This window comes from Nonomuraea sp. NPDC050786 (assembly GCF_040654115.1).
Lineage (GTDB): Bacteria > Actinomycetota > Actinomycetes > Streptosporangiales > Streptosporangiaceae > Nonomuraea.
Map to the genome: position 1 here is coordinate 273,969 of NZ_JBFAHJ010000006.1, position 20,971 is coordinate 294,939.

Here is a 20,971-nt window from a genome sequence, read left to right on the forward strand (position 1 = left end):
TCAGCACTGAGCAGCGACAGATCCGCATCAGGCAACGACCGAGAGGCCTTCCGGCATGACACCGTCCGAGCCATCGCGGTGATCGGCATGGCCTGCCGCCTGCCCGGCGCCCCCTCGCCCCAGGAGCTGTGGGAACTGCTCAGGCGTGGCGGCAACGCGATCATCGAGGTTCCCGCCGACCGGTTCCCCGTCGAGGAGGTCTACCACCCGGTCCCCGGCCCCCAGGGCAAGCTGTCCTCCAGGTACGGCGGTTTCATCACCGGGATCGACGAGTTCGACGCGGAGTTCTTCGGCACCTCGCCCCGCGAGGCCGCCGCCATGGACCCGCAGCACCGCATGATGATGGAGGCGTTCGAGGACGCCGGCCTCACGCTCGACCAGATGCCCGGCCTGACCGGTGCGGTTTCACCGGCGTCATCACCAGCGACTACTGGGACCGGCAGTCGGGCGCCCCCGGCGGGCTGGACGTCCACACGGTCACGGGCAGCACCCGAGGCGGCAACGCCGGCCGCATCTCCTACGCGCTCAACCTGTCGGGAATGAGCGCGGCCCTCGACGCGGCCTGCTCCTCGTCGCTGGTCGCCATCCACCTCGCGGTGCAGTCGTTGCGGGCCGGTTCCTGCGACCTGGCCTTCGCTGGCGGCGCCAACCTCATCCTCGCGCCCGACCACGCCATCGGGTTCTCGCAAGGCTCGATGATGGCTCCCGACGGCCAGTGCAAGGCCTTCGACGCCCGCGCCGACGGCTACGTGCGCAGCGAGGGCGCGGGGGTCGTCGTACTGAAGACGATCACGCAGGCGCTGGCCGAGGCGTCCCGACCGCATGCCTAGGCTTGCGGTCTATTGGGCGAGGCTCCGCGGGGTGGCGGCGCAGGTGACTCGAATTCCCAGAAGCCCGCTCCTGACATGTCCGCGCCGGTCTCCGGCCGGCGCGGCGCATTCGCGCATACGTTGGCCCAGCGCTGAAGCGTAATGGGAAGCCCCTGTACGCTCGGCGAGATGAAGATCGTGTCGCTTGGGTTTCGCACGGATGTGATGTTGCTGAAGTTGGGTGGATCAGTAGTCACCGACCACGGAACACACCTCGTGGTGCGGACCCCGGCGAACCCCGGCTTTTACTGGGGGAACTTCCTCCTCTTCGACTCACCGCCCCGGACAGGTGACGCGGCCCGGTGGTCGGCGTTGTTCACCGCAGAGTTCCCGGCGGCGAAGCACCGGGCATTCGGGGTGGACGGTGTCATCGGCCTGGCGGGGGACACCGCGGAGCACGAAGCCCTCGGGGTGACCGTCGAACTCAGTACCGTACTGACAGCCGACAGGCTCGTGCCACCTGCCGCAACCCCTCAAGCCGACATCCGCGCCCTGTCCAGTGACGATGACTGGCACCAAGCCGTGGAGTTGGATCTCGCCTGCTACGACCGGTTGGACGATGACATCCGACGCTTCGCCGAGCGGCGGGTCACGGGCTACCGTCATCTGTGCGAGGCCGGTCATGGAAGCTGGATCGGCGCCTACGTGGAAGGACGCCTGCGTGCCGGAGCCGGCTTGTTCGCCGTCGGCGCGGGACTGGCACGGTTCCAGAACGTCGAGACCCACCCCGGCTTCCGCCGCCGGGGTCTCGCTTCCGCCGTCCTTTACCATGCCGCCCAGCACGCAGTACCCGACCGGGGCATCCACACACTCGTCATCGCCGCAGACCCCGACGACCACGCCATCCGCCTCTACCGTGCGCTCGGCTTCGCCGACACCGAGCAACAGGCCCAGCTCTACAGGGCAGGCTGACCGGAAACTCGCAACCGCATGTTCGTCAGGTGATCCCTCAGCGCACACGGGTGATCTTGGTCCAGTCAAGAGCATGAACAGCTCTGGCGTCGTCTCATATAGGGTGTCCGTGATCTGTACGGTCAGCGGGGGCTATCCGTACCCTCCGAGGGCTGTGACCGGACTGCTCACGGGCTACGTCGGCTGCTCGACCGACGCCCAGGACCTCACCGCCCAGGAGGAGATCCTGATCGGCTTCGGCGTCCACGAACAAGGATCTACCTCGACCACGGACTCACCGGCACCCACCGCAACCGGCCCGGCCTGGACCAGGCCCTCCCATCCGTCCGCAGTGGCGACACCCTCGTCGTTCCCAAGCTCGACCGCCTCGACCGCTCCGCGACGCCGCGACATCGGCGACTCCCGAGGTCGAGCGCGAGGCGGTTGCGCAACTGGACCGCCATCAGGGAGTCGAGGCCCAGCCGGTGCGGGCACTGCGCGGGATCAACCTGGTCGCGGGGGAACTGGACGAGGTCGACGACCTGGGCGCACAGATGGCCCGCGACCAGGTAGGCGGCTATCTCGTCGTCCTGCCCGCCGAGCAGGTCCCGCGTCAGGAGCGCCGTGTCGGCCTCCCGCGCGGAGTCCGCCACGAGGTCGCGGAACAGGGAGGACGAGCGCAGGGCCGGGAAGCAGTGCGTCCATCTGACGGGGTCGAAGGACATGACGCCGGCCTGAGCGGGGGTTCGAGAGTCAGCAGGGCGTCGGGCAGCGCGGACCCGGTGAGACCGCGTTCGTCCAGGGTGCTTTTCGGATAGCGGCTGATCACCGTGGCGATCAGATACCGGCGCGCCTCACCCTCGTAGCCGGCGGCGTCGTGGGCGTGCGCGCCGTTGTGTACCACTTGACCGACGACGCGGTCACCGAACTACGGCCGCAGATCATTCACCAGCGCCACAACGTCGCCGTGATCGACCACGTTCGTCCACACCAGCCCGTCACCACCCGGCCAGGGCGCACAGCGCTTCGCAGGCGACCACCGAGCCGAGCGAGTGCACCACCACCTGCGTGTCCGGTCCGAGCAGCGCCGTCACCCGATCCCGGGCCGCCTGCCGCAGCTGCGCGTCGGCCCGATACCGGCGCACTTGCTTCAAGTCGAACACCAGTGTCCGTAAGGCCAGGTCAGGGAAGAACCGCGACGCCGACAACGCCCGCAGCGTCGCCTGCATCGACTGCGGCGTTCGCGCCAGTGTGTCCCCGTCCAGTAGCGCCACCTGCCGTTCGACCTCCGCCGCCGCTTGCCACCAGGCCAGCAGTTCGCGGGCGATCTGCGTGATGGGTCGGTCGCGCACGGCGGGGCCGGGCGGCGGCGCGCACGCCGTCGGTCACGGCGACCGGCCCGCCGACCGTGCGGCCCTGGGCGCGCGGCCTTCAGGCCCTCCAGGGGGCGCTCGATGGGGTCCCTTCAGGTCTTTGGACCCGTGGTCGACCTCCATGTCCAGCGCATGCATGGCACGAGGCAACACTTCCGTGGCCTCCGTGGAGGCAGCCTGGACTCTTTCGTCCAGCACCCGTCCGACCCAGGTGAACAGTTGGATCGAGGGTCGGTGAGAACGCGACGGTCCTCGGCTCCAGTGGTATGTGGACCGTCGCCTTCGAAGATCTTCTAGCGGCCGTTGACCTTGGTAACCGTTGTCGCCGTCAGGTGCTGCCTGTAAAACATCGCGGTCGCATCGCCGGTCCCGACGCTGCTTCCCCGGACGTAGCATTTCAAGTACACCGAACCAGGGCTCTTGAAGGTGAGCGTCCTGGTAAAGGCCCCATTCCACTGCTGGCCTGCGGCCAACTCAGCGTATGGCCCAGGCACGCCGAGTGGGACATCAGGAAGGGTGGTCACCAGGCAATCCACATCGAACGGCACCGGGTCTCCCAATCGCTGCTTGACCTGCAGGTCCGCATTGACGACGTAGGAGCCCACAGGCAGGTTGTTGAGCACCGCGATCGTCTTCCGCGTGATGTCGTGCTCGGTGATCGGGTATTCGACGGAGTCGCCCCAGGCATCGTAGGCCTCGGCCCCGGGGCCAGGCGGACCCGCGGGGCCCTGTGGCCCGACGGCGTTCCACGCAACGGTCTTTTCTCCTTCACCGCAGATGGCAGAGGGGGACGGGGAGGGTGAAGGGGTCGGAGCGAGACGCAGGACGTTGTCCTTGTCGGCGCAGGCGACGATTTCCCCATCCTCCACCGCGGCGGCCACAGCCGCGACCCCTCCGCTGCCGACAAGCAATCCAGCCACCACTCCCGCCGACAGCAAGGCACTGCTTCTCGCTCTGCCGATCATATGTATGTCTCCTCATCTTGAGCATGACCAGCACGGTCCTGCTTCCTGTTTCGGATTCACTGGTCCCGAATTCCGCCACCGATTCAGCAGGGACTTGTGACGTGCTTGAGGTCTTGTCGTCAACTGTTGAGACCTTGAGCGTGTAGATCGTGGCGTAAGCGGTGCCGGCTGACGGATCCAGTTCGGCGCCCGCTGTGATGAGCCGCGGGACCGACAACCTCTCGAGACACTCACGCAGGATGAGGGCTGCGGAACCAGCAGCACCTTGAGCTGGTTGATCGTCTGCGTGCGTGCCTTGACGGTGGAGTCCTTGACCAGCTTGAACACGCGCAGTATCTCTGCTGGGTCATCGGCGCTCTTGAGGATGGTGGTCGCATACTCGGGAAAGGGCCCGTGCTGCATTCTCGGCATCAAGGACGTCGCTCGTGCCACAGCGGCGCCGCACCGCACGGTCTGGCTGTACACCTCGAACAGAGGGAGAAGAGGGTGGCCCGCTGTTTATGGGGTGAGCGGGGACGGCGGCTGAGGGCGGTGGGTGTGGGGCTGGTCGCGGCCGGCGGTACGCCGCGCGAGGTAGGCCGTCCGCAGTGCGAGTGTGACGAAGCCGATCTGCAGGGTCGCGAGCAGGGCCAGGGATATCGGCTTGACCACTGTGGCCGGGGCAGGCAACACGAAGGCGTTCCGTTCCGGGGAAAGGCAGCTTCGGGGGAAGCTGCCATGGCTTGGTAAAACCCGGACAGACGTGCCTGCCCATGCCTCGCGTTTGGCGTTCATTTATGGGCTGAGAGGCAAACGAGGGCCGCAGAAGGGCGGAAACTCCGGTTATGCGCCCAACGCGGCTGAAGAGCGACTAGTGGGTGTCGCAACCTCGATCCAGGGCGGAACTCTGGGTCGGAACCTATGGACCAACAGTTCCCGACTTCACGCCGACGTCTGTCCAGTCGGTTGTGTCTGTTGGGGTGTCCGTACGGTCAGGTTGCAGAAGGCGTTGCGGACGTCAGCGAGGGCTTGGCGGTCGCGGCCGAAGGTAGAGCTTATTGGCGAGGAGGATCGCCCAGCGGTTGTGTGGGGGGCGATCCAGAGGGCGGTGCCGTTATAGCCGAAATGGGTAAATGCGCTCGGCGTCCCGCCCACCTGTCGCCGAGCCCTCCGCCGCACGACGGAGAGATCCCCATCCCCGCGGGCATGCGGCGGCTTTTGTGCTCTGACGACCTTTCTGAAGATCTCAAACGTCAGTCGCGCCTGGCCGTCCGGGTCGAGCCCAGGGATGCCACCACGATGCAGACGATCGCCGTCCACTGCTGCAGGTGCAGTACCTCACCGAGCAGCAGCACGCCGACCACCGCCGCCGCCGCGGGCTCCAGGCTCATCAGGATGCCGAACACGTGCTTGGGCATGCGCCGCAGCGCCCGCAGCTCCAGCGAGTACGGGATCACCGACGACAGCAGCCCCACCCCCAGCCCGATCAGCAACAACTGCGGCTGCGCCAGGTCCGTGCCGCCGGTCGTGATCCCCACGGGCGCGATCACCACGGCCGACACCATCATCGCGAACGACAATCCGGTCGTCCCGGGGAAGCGCCGTCCGGCCGCGGCCGACAGAAGGATGTACGCCGCCCAGCACGCCCCCGCCACCAGGGCGAACCCGATGCCGATCCACCAGCCCGCAGACGCGGGCTGCCCCCAGGGCGCGAACAGTGCGACGCCCAGACCGGCCAGCACGACCCACACCAGGTCCAGCCTGCGCCGCGAGGCCGCGACGGCCACCCCGAGCGGCCCGAGGAACTCGATCGCCACCGCGACGCCCATCGGCAGCCGCGACAGCGCCTCATAGAACGACAGGTTCATCAGGGCAAGGGTCACGCCGAAACCGAGCCCTACCGCCCAGTCGCCCCACGACAGCCCCTTCAGCTTGGGCCTGGCCACCGCGGCCAGGATCAGCGCGCCCGCCGCGATGCGCAGGAACACCACCGCGCTCGGCGGCAGTGCCGTGAACAGCTCCTTGGCGAAACCGGCGCCGAGCTGCACGGAGAGAATACCGAGCACGACGAGCATCGAGGGCGGGATCGAGTCGGCGGCCTGTCGCAGCAGGCGTCCGGGCGCGGGCATAGCCCTGCCGCGATCACAAGGCTCATCCAGAGCGAAGTCGGTCATGAGGCTCCTCCGTCAAGACAATCGACCGAGCGTACGGGGCTCGGATGACATTTCCGGATTTGGGGTGGTATTACTGGATGCTTGATCAGCTAATCGGATCATGGGATCAATGACCTCGCTCGCCCCATCCGTGAACCTCGTCCGGCCGCCACTCGCGGTCTCCGTGGCCTCGTTCGTGAGCAGCTTCGACCGGTTCGCCCTCAGCCCCATGCTCGTGCTGATCAGCGTCGGCCTCCGGGGTCCCGCTCGCGGCGGCCAGCACCAGGAACGGACCCAGCGGCAGCGCGGCGCCGCCGGCCAGCACTGTGCGCAGCCCGCCGGTCAGCGCCGCTGTTTTGGGACTACCCGTCGAACGTGGATCTCTATCCGAAGGCGCGCGCGAGCTACTTCCGGGGCGGCCAAGTGTCGCTGCTGGCCGTCTGGGGCGCCAACGACGGCATCTTCGGCCCTGGCGGCGCCAGGGCGTTCCCGCGGGATCTGCCGGAGGCGGAGGTGCGTCTGCTGGACTGCGGGTATTTCGCGCTGAAGAGCCACCTGGACGTGATCGCCGGGTACAAGCGCGGCTTCCTCGGCAAGGTACTCGGTTGACGCGCGAACGTTCCTCCCGGCACGCTCGCCGGCAGGTAGCGGCGTGGCGGGCGTCCCTCCCGGGTGACGGGCGACAGCCGCTTGGACGCCCGATGGAACTCTCCTCTGATGCCGGCCCCGAGGGCTCCTCGCTCCATGCGACGAGCCCGCGGTGAGAACCGGGATGTGATGCGTCAGGAGGTCGCGGCGAGCCGGTTCGCGACCAGGTCCTCGAGGATCGTCGGCTGCTCCGGGGTCCAGCCGAGGATCCGCCGTGCGGCGTCCCCGCCGGCCTGCTGGTCGAGCAGCAGCGCCTCGCCGAGCAGCCCGAGGCGCTCGAGCGTCCGGGCCACCGGCTCGGGAGCGACCCGGCCGGACAGGCCGATCGCCCGGCTCACGGCTTCGGTGATCTCGCGGACGGTGGGGTTCACGCCACTGGCCCCGATGAAGTACGAGCCGGCGGGCGCGCTCTCCAGCGCCCGTACGTAGAGCGCGGCGAGGTCGTCCACGTGCACCGTGCCCCAGTGCTGCTCCCCATGGCCGATCATGGTGAGGGCCGGCGCGTCTCCCTGGGTCCTCGGCCCCGAGGCCACCAGGTTCAGCAGCCCGCCGCCACGGCCGTAGACCACGGCGGGAGCCACCACCGCGCCGCGCACACCCGGGGTGGAGAGCACGCGCTCAACGATCGGCACCCGCCAGGCCGTCAGGCGGGGCGGGTTCATCGGGGTCGACTCGGTGATCGCGGCGCCGCTTCCGTGCACCCAGAGTCCGCTGGTGTGGACGTAGGGCCGGTCGGTGCCCTTGAGAGCGGCGAGGATATGCGTGGCCGCGGCGTCGTCGATCCGCGCACTGCTGTCGTCACCCGGAGCGGCCAGGTGGATCACGCCATCAGCGGCGTCGGCGAGCCGGTGCACCGCATCGGCGTCGGCCAGGTCGCCGAGGACGGGGACCGCCCCTCTGGCTCGTACGGCCTCCGCCTTGCCTTGGTCGCGGATCAGGGCGGTGACCTGGTGCCCCTCGGCCACCAGCCGATCGAGAACCGCCGAGCCTAGGTAGCCGGTCCCGCCGGTGAGAAATACGCGCATGAGTCGTCCTTCGTCGAGGAGTTGTGGATGGCGGCCTGGAAGCCGGTGGCCGCGTTGGCCACTGTCACCGATGGCCGCTTATCGTGTCCAACGAAGAATCTCGATGCTCATATCGCTGACACCGATAGATGGAGGAGGCGCATGGACCAGCGCAGGCTGGAGTACTTCATCGCGGTGGCGGAGGAGATGAACTTCACCCGTGCCTCCCAGCGGCTCCACGTGACGCAGTCAACGCTGTCCGCGGGGATCAAGGCGCTGGAGAGCGAGTTGAGGGTCGAGCTGGTGACCCGCTCGACCCGATCGGTGCAGCTCACCGAGGCAGGGTCGGCGTTCCTCCCCGAGGCCAGAGCGGCCTTGGAGGCGCTCGATCGCGCCCGCGCCACCGTCGAGCCGGTCTCCGCCGGCCTGCGCGGCAGTCTCACGGTCGGCATGCTCACCAGCATGACCATCGTGGACGTTCCCGCATTGGCGGGTGACTTCCATCGCCGGCACCCAGGAGTGCGGCTCCGCGTCGCGATGTCCCAGCGCGGCACGGCGGGGCTGGTCGAGGACATCAAGGAGAGCCGTACAGACGTGGCCTTCGTCGGCAAACACCTCCTGGACGAGCACCTCAACGTCACGCCGATCAAGGATTACGAGCTCCAGCTGCTCGTCGCCGAGGACCACCCACTGGCCCGGCGTGACGCCGTGCGCCTCTCCGACCTCGCGGGTGAGCCGTTCATCGAGATGCCGATCGGCTTCTGCCAGCGGGAGCTGGTGGACGAAGCGTTCGCCCGCGCGGAGCTGACGCGGCAGGTGCTGGTCGAGGTCTCTGACATCACCACGATTCCCCAGTACGTGACCCGTGGGCTCGGCGTGGCGTTCCAGCCCAAGGCGTTCCCCGTACACCCCGGTGTGCGGGCGGTGGCACTGGAGGGGACGGAACTGTCCTGGACGCTCTGCGTGATCAGATCGGCGAGGCGCAAACCGACCAGGGCTCTGCACGCCTTCATGGACCTGCTCCCGCGGCACATCCATCACGAGCGTGCCTTCTGATGAGGAATTGATCCGCGATGGCGACGGAAACGGTCAGCCGTCGTGTGCGAGGACCAGCCGGGTCAGCTCCACGCGCGAGTTGACGTCCAGCTTGGAGTAGGCGTGGCGCAGGGGGGTGTTGACGGTGTGCGGGGACAGGAACAACTGCTCGGCCGCCTGCCGGTTGGTAGCGCCCTGCGCGAGCAGTCGGACCACCTGCAGTTCCGAAGCCGTCAGGCTCTCCCAGCCACGGGCGGCGCTGGTCGCCCGCCCGCACCATGACTCGCCTGACCTGTATCGCCTGAAGCTGGACTGGGCCGATCGGGCCGTTCTCGCGGCGCTGGCCCGATGGTTGCCGGCGGTGCTGCGCGCTCATCGTCTGGTCACCCCGGCGACGTTGCTGCGAAGGCAGCGATCGAGGAGCTCGCGGCGGCAGGACTGCACCCATCGCCCCATGATCGAGTTCATAGATGCCTGTACCGCTTCATAACTCATCGCGTGGTGCTTGGTCTGCGGCTTTGACCTCCAGAGGCCCCACGGGCAAGATCGCGGTCCGTGTCGGTTCGTCTGCTGTATCTGACCTTGATTCGGGTGTTCGGCTGGTTGGCGTTGCTGGGGCGTGGTCAGGCGTCCAAGGATGTCGAGATCATGGTGCTCCGGCATGAGGTTGCCGTGTTGAAGCGTCAGGTCGTTCGGCCGAGGCCGGACTGGGCCGATCGGGCGTTCTTGGCGGCGTTGGCCCGCTTCCTGCCGTCGCTGCTGCGAACACGTCGGCTCGTAACCCCCGGCACCCTCCTGGCCTGGCATCGTCGTTTGATCAAACGCTCGTGGACCTACCCACACCGCGCCGGCCGTCCCGGAACAAGCAAAGAGGTTCGGGATCTGGTTCTCCGCCTGGCGCGCGAGAACCCGAGGTGGGGGTACCGGCGGGTACATGGTGAGCTGGTTCGGCTCGGCGTGCAGGTGGGTGAAGCGACCGTGCGGCGGATCCTACGTTCACGCCGGCACCGGCCGGTGCCACGAAGCTTCGACACCTCTTGGCGGACGTTTCTGCGGCTGCAAGCGAAAGGATTGCTCGCCTGCGACTTCTTCCACGTCGACACGGTCTTCTTGAAGCGCCTGTACGTGTTGTTCGTGATGGAGGTGGAAACGCGACGCGTGCACATCCTGGGCGTTACCGCTCACCCAACAGGCGCCTGGACGGCTCAGCAGGCGAGAAATCTGTTCATGGATCTCGGGCACCGAGCCAGGTCATTTCGGTTCCTCATCCGTGACCGGGACGCCAAGTTCACCGTCGCCTTCGACGAGATCTTCACCAGCCTGGGCGTCACGGTGATCACGACTCCGCCACGGACGCCTCGAGCCAACTGCTACGCCGAACGCTGGGTCCGAACCGTACGTGCCGAGTGCACCGACCGGATGCTGATCTACGACGAATGTCATCTGCGATCGGTTCTGGGCGAGTACGCCGAGCACTATAACGCGCATCGCCCGCACCAGTCCCGTCAACAACGCCCACCTGAACAAGGCGAGGACGTCGTGGTGCCGCTGGAGGGCCGGGTTCAGCGGCGAAAGGTGCTCAGCGGTGCCATCAACGAGTACCACCGTGCCGCCTGACCAACCCGAAGAAACACCAGCTCAGACCACGTGCACGAGTTTTGAAGCGGTACACGGTGAGGGCGATGGCCGCCAATGCGATACGAGGGAACACGTGCGATCCGTTCCGGTGAGGAGATCAGAACGGAGCCACTGTGGAGGCAAGGGGCCTGTACATCCCGCAGGACAGCGCCCCTCATGACGTGCCTTGATCAACATTTGCCCTGCAGCTCACCACGACGCCCGGCGTCCCTCTTGCCGCGCTGCTGCTTGACGAGAATCCGTTAGCCAGAGGGAACCCTGAAGCGCCCCGGCTTCGATGGAGAGCTCGGTGACCAGCGTTTTGCGCGGCTTGCCAAAAGGGGGATGCTCGGCCGGATGAAGTCTTCCGCCTTGGTCTTCTCTTGACCTTCCGAGTGGTCTGCCCAGACGTTGGGTGCCTGAACGATCTACCGGCCCCGGTCACATGTGCCCAATCCGTGCCCGCGAGCAGCCGACGAGCAACCATCCGCGCGTCTCGGCCTCGCGCAAGGCACCTCGGGACCGCGAAATTGCAGGTCAGATGGGGTGTAGGGTAGTAGGGCGCCCGGGGCTCGAACCCGGAACCTACGGATTAAAAGTCCGCAGCTCTGCCAATTGAGCTAACGCCCCTCGCACCAGCAAGGGTACAGAGATTACCGCCCTGTCCGCGACGCCTACATCACCGGTAAGCGGCCAGACCCGTCAGCGCCTCCCCAAGCACCAGCGTATGAATCTCTTGAGTGCCCTCGTACGTCAGCACAGACTCCAAGTTGTTCATGTGCCTGATCACAGGGTACTCCAGCGTGATCCCGTTCCCGCCCAGGATGGAGCGGGCCTGGCGGGCGATGTCGAGGGCGGCGCGTACGTTGGCCAGCTTGCCGAAGCTGATCTGCCGGGGCTCCAGCTGCCCCGCGTCCTTCAGGGAGCCCAGGTGGAGCGCGGTGAGCCCGGCCTGGGCGAGGCCGACGTACATCCAGGCGAGCTTCTCCTGGGTCAGCTGGAACGCCCCGATCGGCTTGTCGAACTGGACGCGCGTCTTCGCGTACTCCACCGCCGCCTCCAGGCAGGAGCGGGCGGCGCCCACGACGCCCCAGACGATGCCGAAGCGGGCCTCCGAGAGGCAGGAGAGAGGGCCGCGGAGGCCGGTGACGCCGGGGAGGGCGGCGGAGGCGGGCAGGCGGACGTCGTCGAAGTAGAGGGACGAGGTGACCGAGGCCCTAAGGGACAGCTTCTTGTGGATCTCAGGGGCGGAGAAGCCGGGGGTGGAGGTCGGTACGACGAAGCCGCGGATGCCCTCGTCGGTCTGCGCCCACACCACGGCCACGTCCGCGATGGAACCGTTGGTGATCCACATCTTGGAGCCGTTCAGGATCCAGTCGGATCCGTCTTTCTTGGCATAAGTACGCATGTTCGCCGGGTCAGAGCCGTGGTCCGGCTCCGTCAGCCCGAAGCAGCCGATCGCCGTCCCGGCGGACATCCGGGGGAGCCACTCTTCCTTCTGCTCGTCCGAGCCATATCGCCAGATGGGGAACATGGCCAGCGAACCCTGGACGGATACGAAGGAGCGCAGGCCCGAGTCGCCGGCCTCCAGCTCGCGGCAGGCCACCCCGTACGACACCGCGTCCGTGCCCGCGCAGCCGTACCCCTCCAGGTGCATCCCCAGCAGGCCGAGCGAGCCGAGCTCGGGCGCGAGCTCGCGCGCCGGGAAGACCGCCTTCTCGAACCAGTCGCCCACGTTCGGCAGGATGCGGTCGGAGACGAACGACTTGACCGTGTCGCGGATCAGCCGCTGGTCGGCGTTGAGCCGGTCGTCCAGGCGAAGCAGATCGTTCATCGCGGGTCCCTTCCTCACATAGGGGGCTACCAGGGTTCTACCAGGGGGAATCCTGATGTGCGAACACCGGGCGCACGGGCAGTCTTGAGACATGAGCGAATACGGCGAATACAACGTCAAGAAGCTGCGTCGGACTCACAAAGGCAGGATCGTCGCGGGCGTCTGCTCCGGCATCGGCGAGTACGTCGGGATCGACGCCAACCTGGTGCGCATCGCGCTGGCGATCGTGACGCTCTTCGGCGGTCTGGGCGTCGGCGTGTACGCGATCGGCTGGCTCCTGCTGCCCGACGAGGACAGCGACACCTCCATCGTACAGGACCTGATCAACAAGCAGCAGGACCGCAGCAGAACGGACTGGAGCGGCGAGCAGAAGCCGATGCCGTGATCAGGCCGCGGCGGGCACCCGTTCCCGGGACTCGGTCCAGATCAGGGCGAGCACGGCCGCGCAGATGACCCCGGCCACCCCGGCCACCGCGACCACCGGCTCCGGACCGAGTCTCTCCGCCGCGAACCCACCGACCAAGATCCCGATCCCCTGTACGGCCATCAGCCCCGACTGCGCGAGGCCGAACGCCTGGGCGCGACGTTCGGCCGGAACGTGCTGGACAAAGGCGGCATTGGCCGCGAGCTGGTACGCCCCGCCGATCCCCGACAGAACCCAGGCGGCCAGCACCACGGCGAGCGGCGGCCGGAGCGCCGTCACAGCAAGGGGCGCGCAACTCAGCATGGCCATCCACCCCATGAGCCGCATCCGCCGCTCAGGACCCACGAACCTGCTGAAAAGGAACGCGCCCACCACCGTCCCGGTCGGCATCGCCGCCATCAGCAGCCCGGTGATCACGGGAACCGGTAGCGTGCCCGTGGCGAGCCTGGCCGCGTACGGGACGGCGATGCCCTCAGGCAGGATGTAGAAGCCGCACAACCACGCGAACAGGATGAGCGTCCGCAACTGCGGTGACCCGAACACCAGCCGGGCTCCGGCCATGGTCATGCTCCACATGGACGGTTTCGTACTGTCGCGGTTGGCGGCGGGGCGGCGGCGGACCCCTGAGATCAGGATCAACGCGGAGCCGAGGAACGTCGCGGCGTCCAGAGCGAGCGCCCGGTAGGGGCCCATGGTGGCGATGGCGGCTCCGCCTGCGGCGAAACCGAGCATCTGGACGGCCTGGTTCGTCATGTTCTGGAGGGCCGAGCCGATGACGTACCGGTCGCCTTCGAGCACTTCGGGCAGCAGCGCGGCCCGCGCGGCCGAGAACGGCGCGCTGAGCAGCACCACCAGGAACACCAGCGCGCACAGCGCCCAGAACGGCACGCCGGGCACCGCCATCGCGCCCACCAGCGCGGCCCTGATCAGGTCGCAGGTGAGCATGACGCCCCGGCGCGCGAACCGGTCCGCCAGACCGGCCAGCAGCGGCCCGCCGACGATCGACGGGAGATACGTCAGGGCGTACACGGCAGCCGTGGCGAGCGGCGAGCGCGTGCGATCGTAGACGAGTACGGCGAGTGCCACCTGGGCAAGTTGGTCGCCGATGAGCGAAAGGCCCTGGCCGTACCAGAGCGCCCTGAACTCCCTGATGGCGATGACTTCTCGGTATGTGGCCTGGTCCTCGGCACGGCGATGCCGTCCCTGCGGCCGTCGTGCCCGCATGGCCCCCATTGGACTCCGCTGTGCCTGACTTACGGTGCTCGGTGTGTTACCTAAGGTGCCCGATCATTATGGCAAGCCGCAACCCAAAGCAGCGAACCAAAAGCAAAGGGTTACCAACCCAGCTCGTGAAGTCTGGCGTCGTCGATGCCGAAGTGATGCCCGACCTCGTGCACGACCGTGATGCGCACTTCGCGGACGACGGCCTCCTCGGTATCGCAGATCTGGCATATCGGATTGCGGTAGATCTCGATGCGGTCGGGCAGGACTGCTGAGTACCAGTCGCCGCGTTCGGTGAGGGGGACACCGGTGTACAAGCCGAGCAGGTGGGGCTCCGGCGGGTCATCGACGACCGTCACGACGACATTGCTCATGGCACGGGTGAGGTCAGAGGGAATCGTGTCCAACGCCTCGGACACGAGCTCTTCGAATCTCTCCCGCGAAACCTCGATCACGCTTGCCATTCTGCCTCGCCGCCCGGGTAAGCAAGAAAGCGTATGAAGTTCGTTCACAGATCAAAGGCAGTCATCAACTCCAGAACGGCGAAGGCGGCGGCGGTCCTCCTCGTCGCCGCCGTGGGTGCCTGGCTGGGCATCTTTCTCAGCGGCACCGTACGTGCGCAGGTCGGTCCCGTGGAGACCGGAATGTCGCTCCGCCCGGCCTGGAACGGCGAGACGGTCGTGGACGCCAGCCCGCTCGGCACGCTCACGTTCCACACGCACGACGCGCCGCTGCGGCTGCGCATCACGCTCGAGAACATCGACCAGGAGCGCGCCAAAGCCCTCATAGAGGACCCGCGTCTGGCCGACCGCCTGCCCGGCCTCATCGAGAGCGATCTCCTGGACGGCGTGCGCGCGCTTGTGATCCGCTCGCTGCTGTGCGCGGGGGCGGGGGCCCTCATCGCGGTGCTGATGGTCTTCAGACGCCCCCGTGTGGCCTTCCTGGGCCTCCTGGCGGCCGCCGTGGGGCTGGCGGGCACCGGAGCCCTCGCCGCGCTCACGTTCCGTCCCAACTCGCTCGTGGAGCCCCGCTACTCGGGGCTCATCGCCGCCGCGCCCTCACTGGTGGGCAGCGCCGAGTCGATCGTCTCCCGCTTCGAGTCGTACAGGTCGCAACTCACCAAGCTGGTCACGAACGTCTCGAAGCTCTACGACACGGTGTCCACCCTGCCGCTGTACGACACCAACCCCAAGACCATCCGAGTCCTCCATATCTCAGATATCCACATCAATCCCATCGCCTGGAACGTGGTCCGCTCCCTCAAGGACCAGTTCGGCGTGGACATGATCGTCGACACGGGCGACATTTCCGACCACGGCACCAAGGCCGAGAACAAGTTCGTCGACGAGATCGGCCGCCTGGGGGTCCCGTACGTGTACGTACGCGGCAACCACGACTCGATGACCACCCAGAAAGCGGTCGAGAAGCAGAAGAACTCCATAGTTCTCGACAACAAGACCGAGACGGTGGGGGGCCTGAAGATCTACGGCCTGGGCGATCCCCGCTTCACTCCGGACAAATCCGTAGCGGTTCCCTCAGACCCTGCCGCGCTCGGCCAGTTCGCCCGCTCGCACCTTCCCGATGTGGACCGGCCGGACCTGATCGCCGTACACGACCCGGACGTCGGCGTGGGCTTCTCCGGCGCGACGCCCTTGATCCTCGCCGGACACACCCACGACCGCAGGACGAACCTGCTCCCATCGGGCACCCGCCTGCTCGTCCAGGGCTCGACCGGCGGCGCCGGCCTGCGCGCGCTCGAACACCCCCAGCCCACGCCCGTACAGGCGTCGGTCCTGTACTTCGACAGGGAGACCAAGCGCATGCAGGCATGGGACGACATCACGCTGGGCGGTCTGGGGGAGCAGTCGGTCTACATCCAGCGTCACGTGGAGCCCGACCCACAACGTATGATTTCCCCGGAGCCAACGATCGCCCCGTCGCCAACGGGATCGATCACTGGCACGCAGACGCCGACCAACGGTCCGCCGCTTTGGCATCAAGGGCAATCGTCCCCTATGCTTCAGAGGTCTCCGACGGAAGGCGACAGGGAATCCTGAGCCCCCATCGTCTAGCGGCCTAGGACACCGCCCTTTCAAGGCGGCGGCACGGGTTCGAATCCCGTTGGGGGCACTGCGAGCACTTGGCGCACCGGAAAGCGGCTGGTCGAAGACCACCGAAGACCTGGTAAGCTAAGCGAGCGCAAACAGCAAGAAACAGCAAGACAAGCAAGGTCCTGTAGAGCAGTTTGGAGTGCTCGCCACCCTGTCAAGGTGGAGGTCGCGGGTTCAAGTCCCGTCAGGACCGCTCTGGGTCAGGTAGCTCAGTTGGTACGAGCGTCCGCCTGAAAAGCGGAAGGTCGGCAGTTCGACCCTGCCCCTGACCACCAGCCTTGAACAGCTAAGATGCCCCGAAGCGAAGATCGCTCCGGGGCGTTTTTGTTGTTCTGACGACAGTAGTCATGGAAGTCACCTCTGCGAGGCTGCAGAATCCCTTTCTGTGAGCCGGACGGACAACACGATGCCGCTGCGAATACAGGAGCAGGACGGCCGTCGCTACAGGCATGACGCGGGCGGGTCCTATGAGGGCATCGGCAGAGACGCGAACATCGCCGAACGGAAAGCTCGGCAGCGCGTTCGCCTGATCCTGCTACGGGGCGAGGAACCGGAGCCTACGAGGCACCGCCACAGCGAGAAGTGGCTCTACTAGGGAACATGCAGAAGCGCTCCAGGAGGCCCTGGAGCGCTTCGCTGTGTGGCGTGATCACGTCAGCTCAGTGCTTCGCCTAGCTTGCCGAGGGCTCTGCGCTTCTGCCGACTGCCCATCAAGATCATCAGAATGGCAGGTGGCCGGATGAGACTTTTCTCTACGTCTTCAAGCCGCCGCCCGCTGGGCGGCGGGCGGCGGGGCGGTCCGGGCGGGCGTGCGGCCTCTCCGGGCCGGTCCCGCCCGGCCGCCCCGCCGCACAATCGGCGCAGGCGCTATGACGTAAGCAGGCCGACTACCCACGGCGCTCCGGCTTGCAAAAGGCCGACCAAGCTGGAACGACTGGCGGCACCAGCGTCTCCGGCGTGACGAGCCTAGGATTGCGCGATGAACCTCAACAGCATGCCGGCGGCCGAGGTGCCGGTCTCCCCGAGCCTGGTGCGCCAACTGCTGACTGACCAGCACTCCGACCTCGCCGGACTCGGTATCAAAGTGCTGGCCAACGGCTGGGACAACTTGGTCTGCCGGCTCGGCGACGCCTACCTGGTGCGCCTTCCCCGGCGCGCCCTGGCCGCCCAACTTGTGGTGAACGAACAGCGCTGGCTGCCGAGCCTGGCTGGTCATCTGCCACTGCCCGTTCCGGCGCCGGTGCGCATCGGGCGGCCGAGCCGCGGGTATCCCTGGGACTGGAGCGTGGTGCCGTACCTGCCCGGGGATATCGCGGCCCGCACGCCGCCGGCTGATCCGGGCGAGGCGGCTTTGGCCCTCGGTGGTTTCCTCGCCGCCCTGCACTCGCCAGCGCCGACGGACGCCCCCGTCAATCCTTCGCGTGGGATCCCGCTCTCCGGCCGGACGGCCGGAGTGATGGCCCAACTGTCGCACCTGGATGACCCGGCCGTACGGGCCGCTGCGCTGCTGGTATGGGAGTGCGCCATCGCCGCGCCCGAGTGGGACGGCCCGCCGGTGTGGCTGCACGGTGACCTGCATCCCGCGAACATACTGGTCGACCACGGACGGGTCGGCGCTGTGATCGACTTCGGCGACATCACCGCCGGGGACCCCGCCACCGACCTGGCCGTGGCCTGGATGGTCCTGCCCGCATCACGGCGAGAGGACTTCCGGAGGGCGTACGGTCGCGCGGACGACGGCACATGGGCTCGGGCGCGGGGGTGGGCGCTGGCCCTGGCTCTTGTCTTCCTGACCCACTCCGCCGACAACCCGCTGATGGCCGGGATCGGCCGCCGCACCTTGAACGCAGTGCTGGAGCAGTAGGGCGCGGGAGATCCCTCACGGTGATGAGGGAGGCTCCAGGACCGCGCCGACGCGTCTCCCCGTCACACGGTGGTGAGCTGCCATTCCTGGTTGGTGCCGCCGTTCTCGGGCCATTGAATGATCCGGGTGCCGTCGGCAGTGGAGCCGGCTTCGACATCCGCGCATAATCCATTACCGATGTTGACGAGCCGGTAGTAGCCGCTTGTGGCCGCGGGGACGAGTTTCCACCGCTGATTGGTGCCGTTGTTGTCGGTCATCTGGACGAGGGCGGTGCCCTGGTCGGCGTTCGGGCTGCTGAGGACCTTGCCGCTGCTGACACTGGTCAGCCGGAACGAGCCGTCGGAGTTCTGCGACATCCGCCACTGCTGGTTCGTTCCGCCGGTCCAGGGCCACTGGACGATGGCGGCGCCGTCGGCGGTTGAGCCGCCGTAGACGTCCAGCACCTTGCCGCTGTTGCGGTTGACCAGCCGGACGACGCCGGTGGAGGGGCCGCCGGCGCCCAGCTCGACGGTGATCTGGGTCGTCGTACCCGGGGTCAGTGACACCTGCCGGGCGTGGCTGCCCAAAGGTGAAGGGGCGACCTGTGCGCTGCTGGTCAGGGACGCGATCCCGCGACGGCAGATGAGCGTCACGGTCTGGCTGACGTCGGAGATGACGGTGGCGGTCACGGTGCGGGCGCTGATGTCCCAGGTGAGCGACTCGATCCGGATGCGGTTGCGGCCGCGCACGCCGGTGATCGTGCCCTTGGAGAACTGATCCGGCAGCGCGGGCAGCAACTCCAGGATGCCGGGCCTGGTGTAGATCAACGCCTCGGCGAGGATCGCGGGCAGCGAATTGGCGGCGTCGGCGTTGTAGATCGCCAGGTTCGGGTTGTGCGAGGTCATCAGCGACCGGAAGACCATGTTGTTGCCCAGGATCTTCCGCAGGTTGCTGTACACGCCGGCGCCGTCCTTGAGCCGGGCTCGGGCGAGGCAGCGGTGGATGGCGCCGTGGGCCTCCCCCGCCTCGTCCCCTCGCAGATCCAGAGCGCGGCTCGCGTAGCGGACCAGGTCGGGCTTGTCCTCGGGGTTGATCTCGTGCAGCGGCCAGACCGGGTACATGTGCTGCACGTGACGGTGGTTGTACCGGTCGGTCAGGCTGGGCCACGACCATTCCGCGAGCGCCCCGTCACTGTTGATCCGATAATCGGGCATCTTGGCCAGCAAGGCGGTCCAGCGTTGCACGCCTTGGCCTGGCCCCTGCTCGATGCCGAGGAAGTCAGCGGCCTCGATGGCGGCCCGTAGCGCGTGCTTGCCCGCGGCGATCTCGCCGGTCGCGTTGATCGACAACTGCCTGCCCGTGTTGCCCGGGCTGTTCTCCATGGAGAAGCACGGCACGAAGATGACCTTGCCGTTGGCGTCGGTGCGGGTGAGGAAATCCTCGTAGAACGACGCGAGCTCGATCAGGACCGGAGCGAGCTTGGTGCGATAGAAGGTGGCGTCACCGGTGACCTGGTAGTACTCGAGCAGCGGATAGAGCAGCCAGTCGGCGCCGCCGATCCAGGCGTGTCCGGGGAACCCGCCGTCGAAATGCAGCATCTTGCCGTACTCGCCGTCGGTCCGGGAGGGAGCGAGCAGGCCGCGGGCGCCGTAGAGGTTTCTGGCGTTGGTACGCCAGTCGTTGATCTGGCCGAGGATCAGGTTGAAATAGCCGTCCATGGCTTCGGTGAGGGACAGGATATTGCCGCCGGCGACCTGGAAGTTGACGTTGGCGTCGGTGGTGAAGTCGCCGGCCCAGGCCGCGTCCCAGGCTCCCGTCCACAGGCCGGTCAGCCGCGGCGGCAGGACGCCGCTGGAGGAGAGGAACAGGTAACGGCCGGAGTCGTACATCCGCTCCAGCAACGCCAGGTTGATGACGTTGCGGCTGGAATTCTGCCGCGCGATCAATTCACTGGTCGGCAGTTGACGGTCGGCGGCGCTGACGTTCAGGTCGAGGCGTGAACGGTCGTACAGGGGGCTGTGCAGGGCGGTATGCCGGGGGAGCAAAGTCGCGTAATCGGCGCTCAGCGCGGCTAACGCCGTGTGCAGTGGTTTGGCGTCCCACGCGGAGGACGACTCGTAGCGATCCAGTTTGGTCAGCAGCACGAGTTTGGTCGCCGCGGCCACGACGATGGCCGACCCGCTCACCCGTACGGAACCGCCGGACACGACCACCCGGGTGACGCCCTCATAGCCGAAAGCCCCCTGCCCGGCGGGATATCTGCCCCGCAGGTTCAGGTAGCCGTCGCCGTTGGCGACCGTGGCCAGGGTGGTGAAGCCGACCGACCCCGGCACGCCGCTCAGGCCCGTGTTCACGCTCAGCGTGGCGTCGATCGTCCGGCCCGGCGCGGGAGTGAGCTCGTGAACGATGACCCTGTCGGCTCGGGAAGCGAAAGCCCGGCGCGTCCACGTGCCGTAACCGTCGGTCCACGTCGAGGTGACCTCACCGGTTCGGAAATCGGTGATCCGGGCGTAGTCGTTGACCGTCGTCACCGCTGGGGCGCTGATCTGCAGCTCATAACCCGGATGGAAGGTCTGCGTCCAGCGCAGCGACCAGCCGGAGGTGAAGTCGCCGGTGGCACCGTTGAAGTCGCCTGCAAGCGCTTTGTCCCTGACCCCGGCCAACCGGCCCGACAGCACCGGTGGAGTCAGGTTACGGGTGCCGTTGGGCAGCACGAACCGATGATGCGTGAAGATCACCTTCTCCAGAGCGGGTGCGCCGTGGAGCATGGCCCCGTACTCACCGTTGCCGGTCAGGAAGGCATCGGTCCAACTCGCCGCAGGGGCCGTGTCATAGATGCCGCGCTGCGGCAGTTGCGGCGGCACGGCGGCATCCGCTCGGTCAGAGAGGATCGCCGAAGGAAGCGCGGCAGCGCCGATGCCCGCCGCCGTGGTGGCGATGAAGCGTCGACGGTTCAGCGGCATATTCATTGAAGCTCCTAGTGGCGAGGTCCGGGCGATGGCTG

At 67.4% G+C, this 20,971-nt stretch carries 18 protein-coding genes, 4 tRNA genes and 1 pseudogene; 12 read left to right on the forward strand and 11 right to left on the reverse strand.

Annotated elements, in window-relative coordinates:
* The first annotated feature begins 87 nt into the window (after positions 1-87).
* The 3 genes and pseudogenes from AB0H84_RS15085 (at position 88) to AB0H84_RS15095 (ending at position 2,333) form a co-directional block, all read left to right on the forward strand.
* A pseudogene (locus tag AB0H84_RS15085) lies at positions 88-830 on the forward strand (polyketide synthase).
* 168 nt (positions 831-998) lie between these two features.
* Positions 999-1,781 (forward strand): GNAT family N-acetyltransferase, encoded by a 783-nt coding sequence (locus tag AB0H84_RS15090; RefSeq protein ID WP_357603590.1) that lies wholly within the window; start codon positions 999-1,001, stop codon positions 1,779-1,781.
* Between the two features lie 303 nt (positions 1,782-2,084).
* A complete protein-coding gene (locus AB0H84_RS15095) occupies positions 2,085-2,333 on the forward strand; it encodes a hypothetical protein (RefSeq protein ID WP_357603747.1) in 249 nt (82 codons plus the stop codon).
* A gap of 425 nt (positions 2,334-2,758) precedes the next feature.
* On the opposite strand, the gene AB0H84_RS15100 is transcribed toward AB0H84_RS15095, so the two are convergent.
* From AB0H84_RS15100 to AB0H84_RS15115, 4 genes are all read right to left on the reverse strand, one after another.
* The gene (locus AB0H84_RS15100) at positions 2,759-3,112 is read right to left on the reverse strand and encodes a hypothetical protein (RefSeq protein WP_357603591.1); all 354 of its coding nucleotides are present in this window, start codon (positions 3,110-3,112) and stop codon (positions 2,759-2,761) included.
* A gap of 314 nt (positions 3,113-3,426) precedes the next feature.
* Positions 3,427-4,098, reverse strand: a complete 672-nt coding sequence (locus AB0H84_RS15105) for a hypothetical protein (RefSeq protein WP_357603593.1) — start codon at positions 4,096-4,098, stop codon at positions 3,427-3,429.
* A gap of 498 nt (positions 4,099-4,596) precedes the next feature.
* Positions 4,597-4,770 (reverse strand): hypothetical protein, encoded by a 174-nt coding sequence (locus AB0H84_RS15110; protein WP_357603595.1) that lies wholly within the window; start codon positions 4,768-4,770, stop codon positions 4,597-4,599.
* 560 nt (positions 4,771-5,330) lie between these two features.
* Complete coding sequence (locus AB0H84_RS15115; protein WP_357603597.1) at positions 5,331-6,251, reverse strand: EamA family transporter; 921 nt, start codon at positions 6,249-6,251, stop codon at positions 5,331-5,333.
* A 354-nt stretch (positions 6,252-6,605) separates the two neighbouring features.
* Between AB0H84_RS15115 and AB0H84_RS15120 the strand changes: the two genes are divergently transcribed.
* On the forward strand, positions 6,606-6,839 hold the full coding sequence (locus tag AB0H84_RS15120) for a hypothetical protein (RefSeq protein ID WP_357603599.1): 234 nt from the start codon (positions 6,606-6,608) through the stop codon (positions 6,837-6,839).
* A gap of 173 nt (positions 6,840-7,012) precedes the next feature.
* Here the strand turns inward: AB0H84_RS15120 and AB0H84_RS15125 are convergent, their stop codons facing one another.
* Positions 7,013-7,903 (reverse strand): NAD-dependent epimerase/dehydratase family protein, encoded by an 891-nt coding sequence (locus AB0H84_RS15125; RefSeq protein WP_357603601.1) that lies wholly within the window; start codon positions 7,901-7,903, stop codon positions 7,013-7,015.
* Between the two features lie 141 nt (positions 7,904-8,044).
* Between AB0H84_RS15125 and AB0H84_RS15130 the strand changes: the two genes are divergently transcribed.
* Positions 8,045-8,938, forward strand: a complete 894-nt coding sequence (locus AB0H84_RS15130; protein WP_357603603.1) for a LysR substrate-binding domain-containing protein — start codon at positions 8,045-8,047, stop codon at positions 8,936-8,938.
* Between the two features lie 33 nt (positions 8,939-8,971).
* On the opposite strand, the gene AB0H84_RS15135 is transcribed toward AB0H84_RS15130, so the two are convergent.
* Positions 8,972-9,154: a helix-turn-helix transcriptional regulator gene (locus tag AB0H84_RS15135; RefSeq protein ID WP_357603749.1), complete on the reverse strand. Its 183-nt coding sequence runs from the start codon at positions 9,152-9,154 to the stop codon at positions 8,972-8,974.
* 318 nt (positions 9,155-9,472) lie between these two features.
* Between AB0H84_RS15135 and AB0H84_RS15140 the strand changes: the two genes are divergently transcribed.
* Positions 9,473-10,534: an integrase core domain-containing protein gene (locus AB0H84_RS15140; protein ID WP_357603605.1), complete on the forward strand. Its 1,062-nt coding sequence runs from the start codon at positions 9,473-9,475 to the stop codon at positions 10,532-10,534.
* Positions 10,535-11,091: 557 nt separating this feature from the next.
* Here AB0H84_RS15140 and AB0H84_RS15145 read toward each other — a convergent pair.
* Positions 11,092-11,164, reverse strand: a tRNA-Lys gene (locus AB0H84_RS15145).
* A gap of 49 nt (positions 11,165-11,213) precedes the next feature.
* A complete protein-coding gene (locus tag AB0H84_RS15150; protein WP_357603606.1) occupies positions 11,214-12,368 on the reverse strand; it encodes an acyl-CoA dehydrogenase family protein in 1,155 nt (384 codons plus the stop codon).
* 91 nt (positions 12,369-12,459) lie between these two features.
* Here AB0H84_RS15150 and AB0H84_RS15155 point away from each other — a divergent pair, with 91 nt between their 5' ends.
* A complete protein-coding gene (locus AB0H84_RS15155) occupies positions 12,460-12,753 on the forward strand; it encodes a PspC domain-containing protein (RefSeq protein WP_357603608.1) in 294 nt (97 codons plus the stop codon).
* On the opposite strand, the gene AB0H84_RS15160 is transcribed toward AB0H84_RS15155, so the two are convergent.
* Both AB0H84_RS15160 and AB0H84_RS15165 read right to left on the reverse strand, forming a co-directional pair.
* Positions 12,754-14,016: an MFS transporter gene (locus tag AB0H84_RS15160; RefSeq protein ID WP_357603610.1), complete on the reverse strand. Its 1,263-nt coding sequence runs from the start codon at positions 14,014-14,016 to the stop codon at positions 12,754-12,756. It abuts the gene before it with no gap.
* Between the two features lie 110 nt (positions 14,017-14,126).
* Positions 14,127-14,468 (reverse strand): metallopeptidase family protein, encoded by a 342-nt coding sequence (locus AB0H84_RS15165; RefSeq protein ID WP_357603612.1) that lies wholly within the window; start codon positions 14,466-14,468, stop codon positions 14,127-14,129.
* Between the two features lie 42 nt (positions 14,469-14,510).
* On the opposite strand from AB0H84_RS15165, the gene AB0H84_RS15170 reads away from it, so the two are divergent.
* The 5 genes from AB0H84_RS15170 to AB0H84_RS15190 all read left to right on the forward strand — a co-directional run bounded on the left by AB0H84_RS15170 (position 14,511) and on the right by AB0H84_RS15190 (position 17,988).
* Positions 14,511-16,070, forward strand: a complete 1,560-nt coding sequence (locus AB0H84_RS15170; RefSeq protein ID WP_357603614.1) for a metallophosphoesterase — start codon at positions 14,511-14,513, stop codon at positions 16,068-16,070.
* Positions 16,071-16,143: transfer RNA gene (locus AB0H84_RS15175), tRNA-Glu, on the forward strand. It begins immediately after the preceding gene.
* A gap of 99 nt (positions 16,144-16,242) precedes the next feature.
* Positions 16,243-16,317: transfer RNA gene (locus AB0H84_RS15180), tRNA-Asp, on the forward strand.
* A gap of 5 nt (positions 16,318-16,322) precedes the next feature.
* Positions 16,323-16,399: transfer RNA gene (locus tag AB0H84_RS15185), tRNA-Phe, on the forward strand.
* Positions 16,400-17,103: 704 nt separating this feature from the next.
* Positions 17,104-17,988 carry an aminoglycoside phosphotransferase family protein gene (locus AB0H84_RS15190; protein WP_357603616.1) on the forward strand — a complete coding sequence of 295 codons (885 nt, stop codon included), beginning with the start codon at positions 17,104-17,106 and terminating at the stop codon, positions 17,986-17,988.
* A 62-nt stretch (positions 17,989-18,050) separates the two neighbouring features.
* Here the strand turns inward: AB0H84_RS15190 and AB0H84_RS15195 are convergent, their stop codons facing one another.
* A complete protein-coding gene (locus AB0H84_RS15195; RefSeq protein ID WP_357603618.1) occupies positions 18,051-20,936 on the reverse strand; it encodes an RICIN domain-containing protein in 2,886 nt (961 codons plus the stop codon).
* Positions 20,937-20,971: the final 35 nt, after the last annotated feature.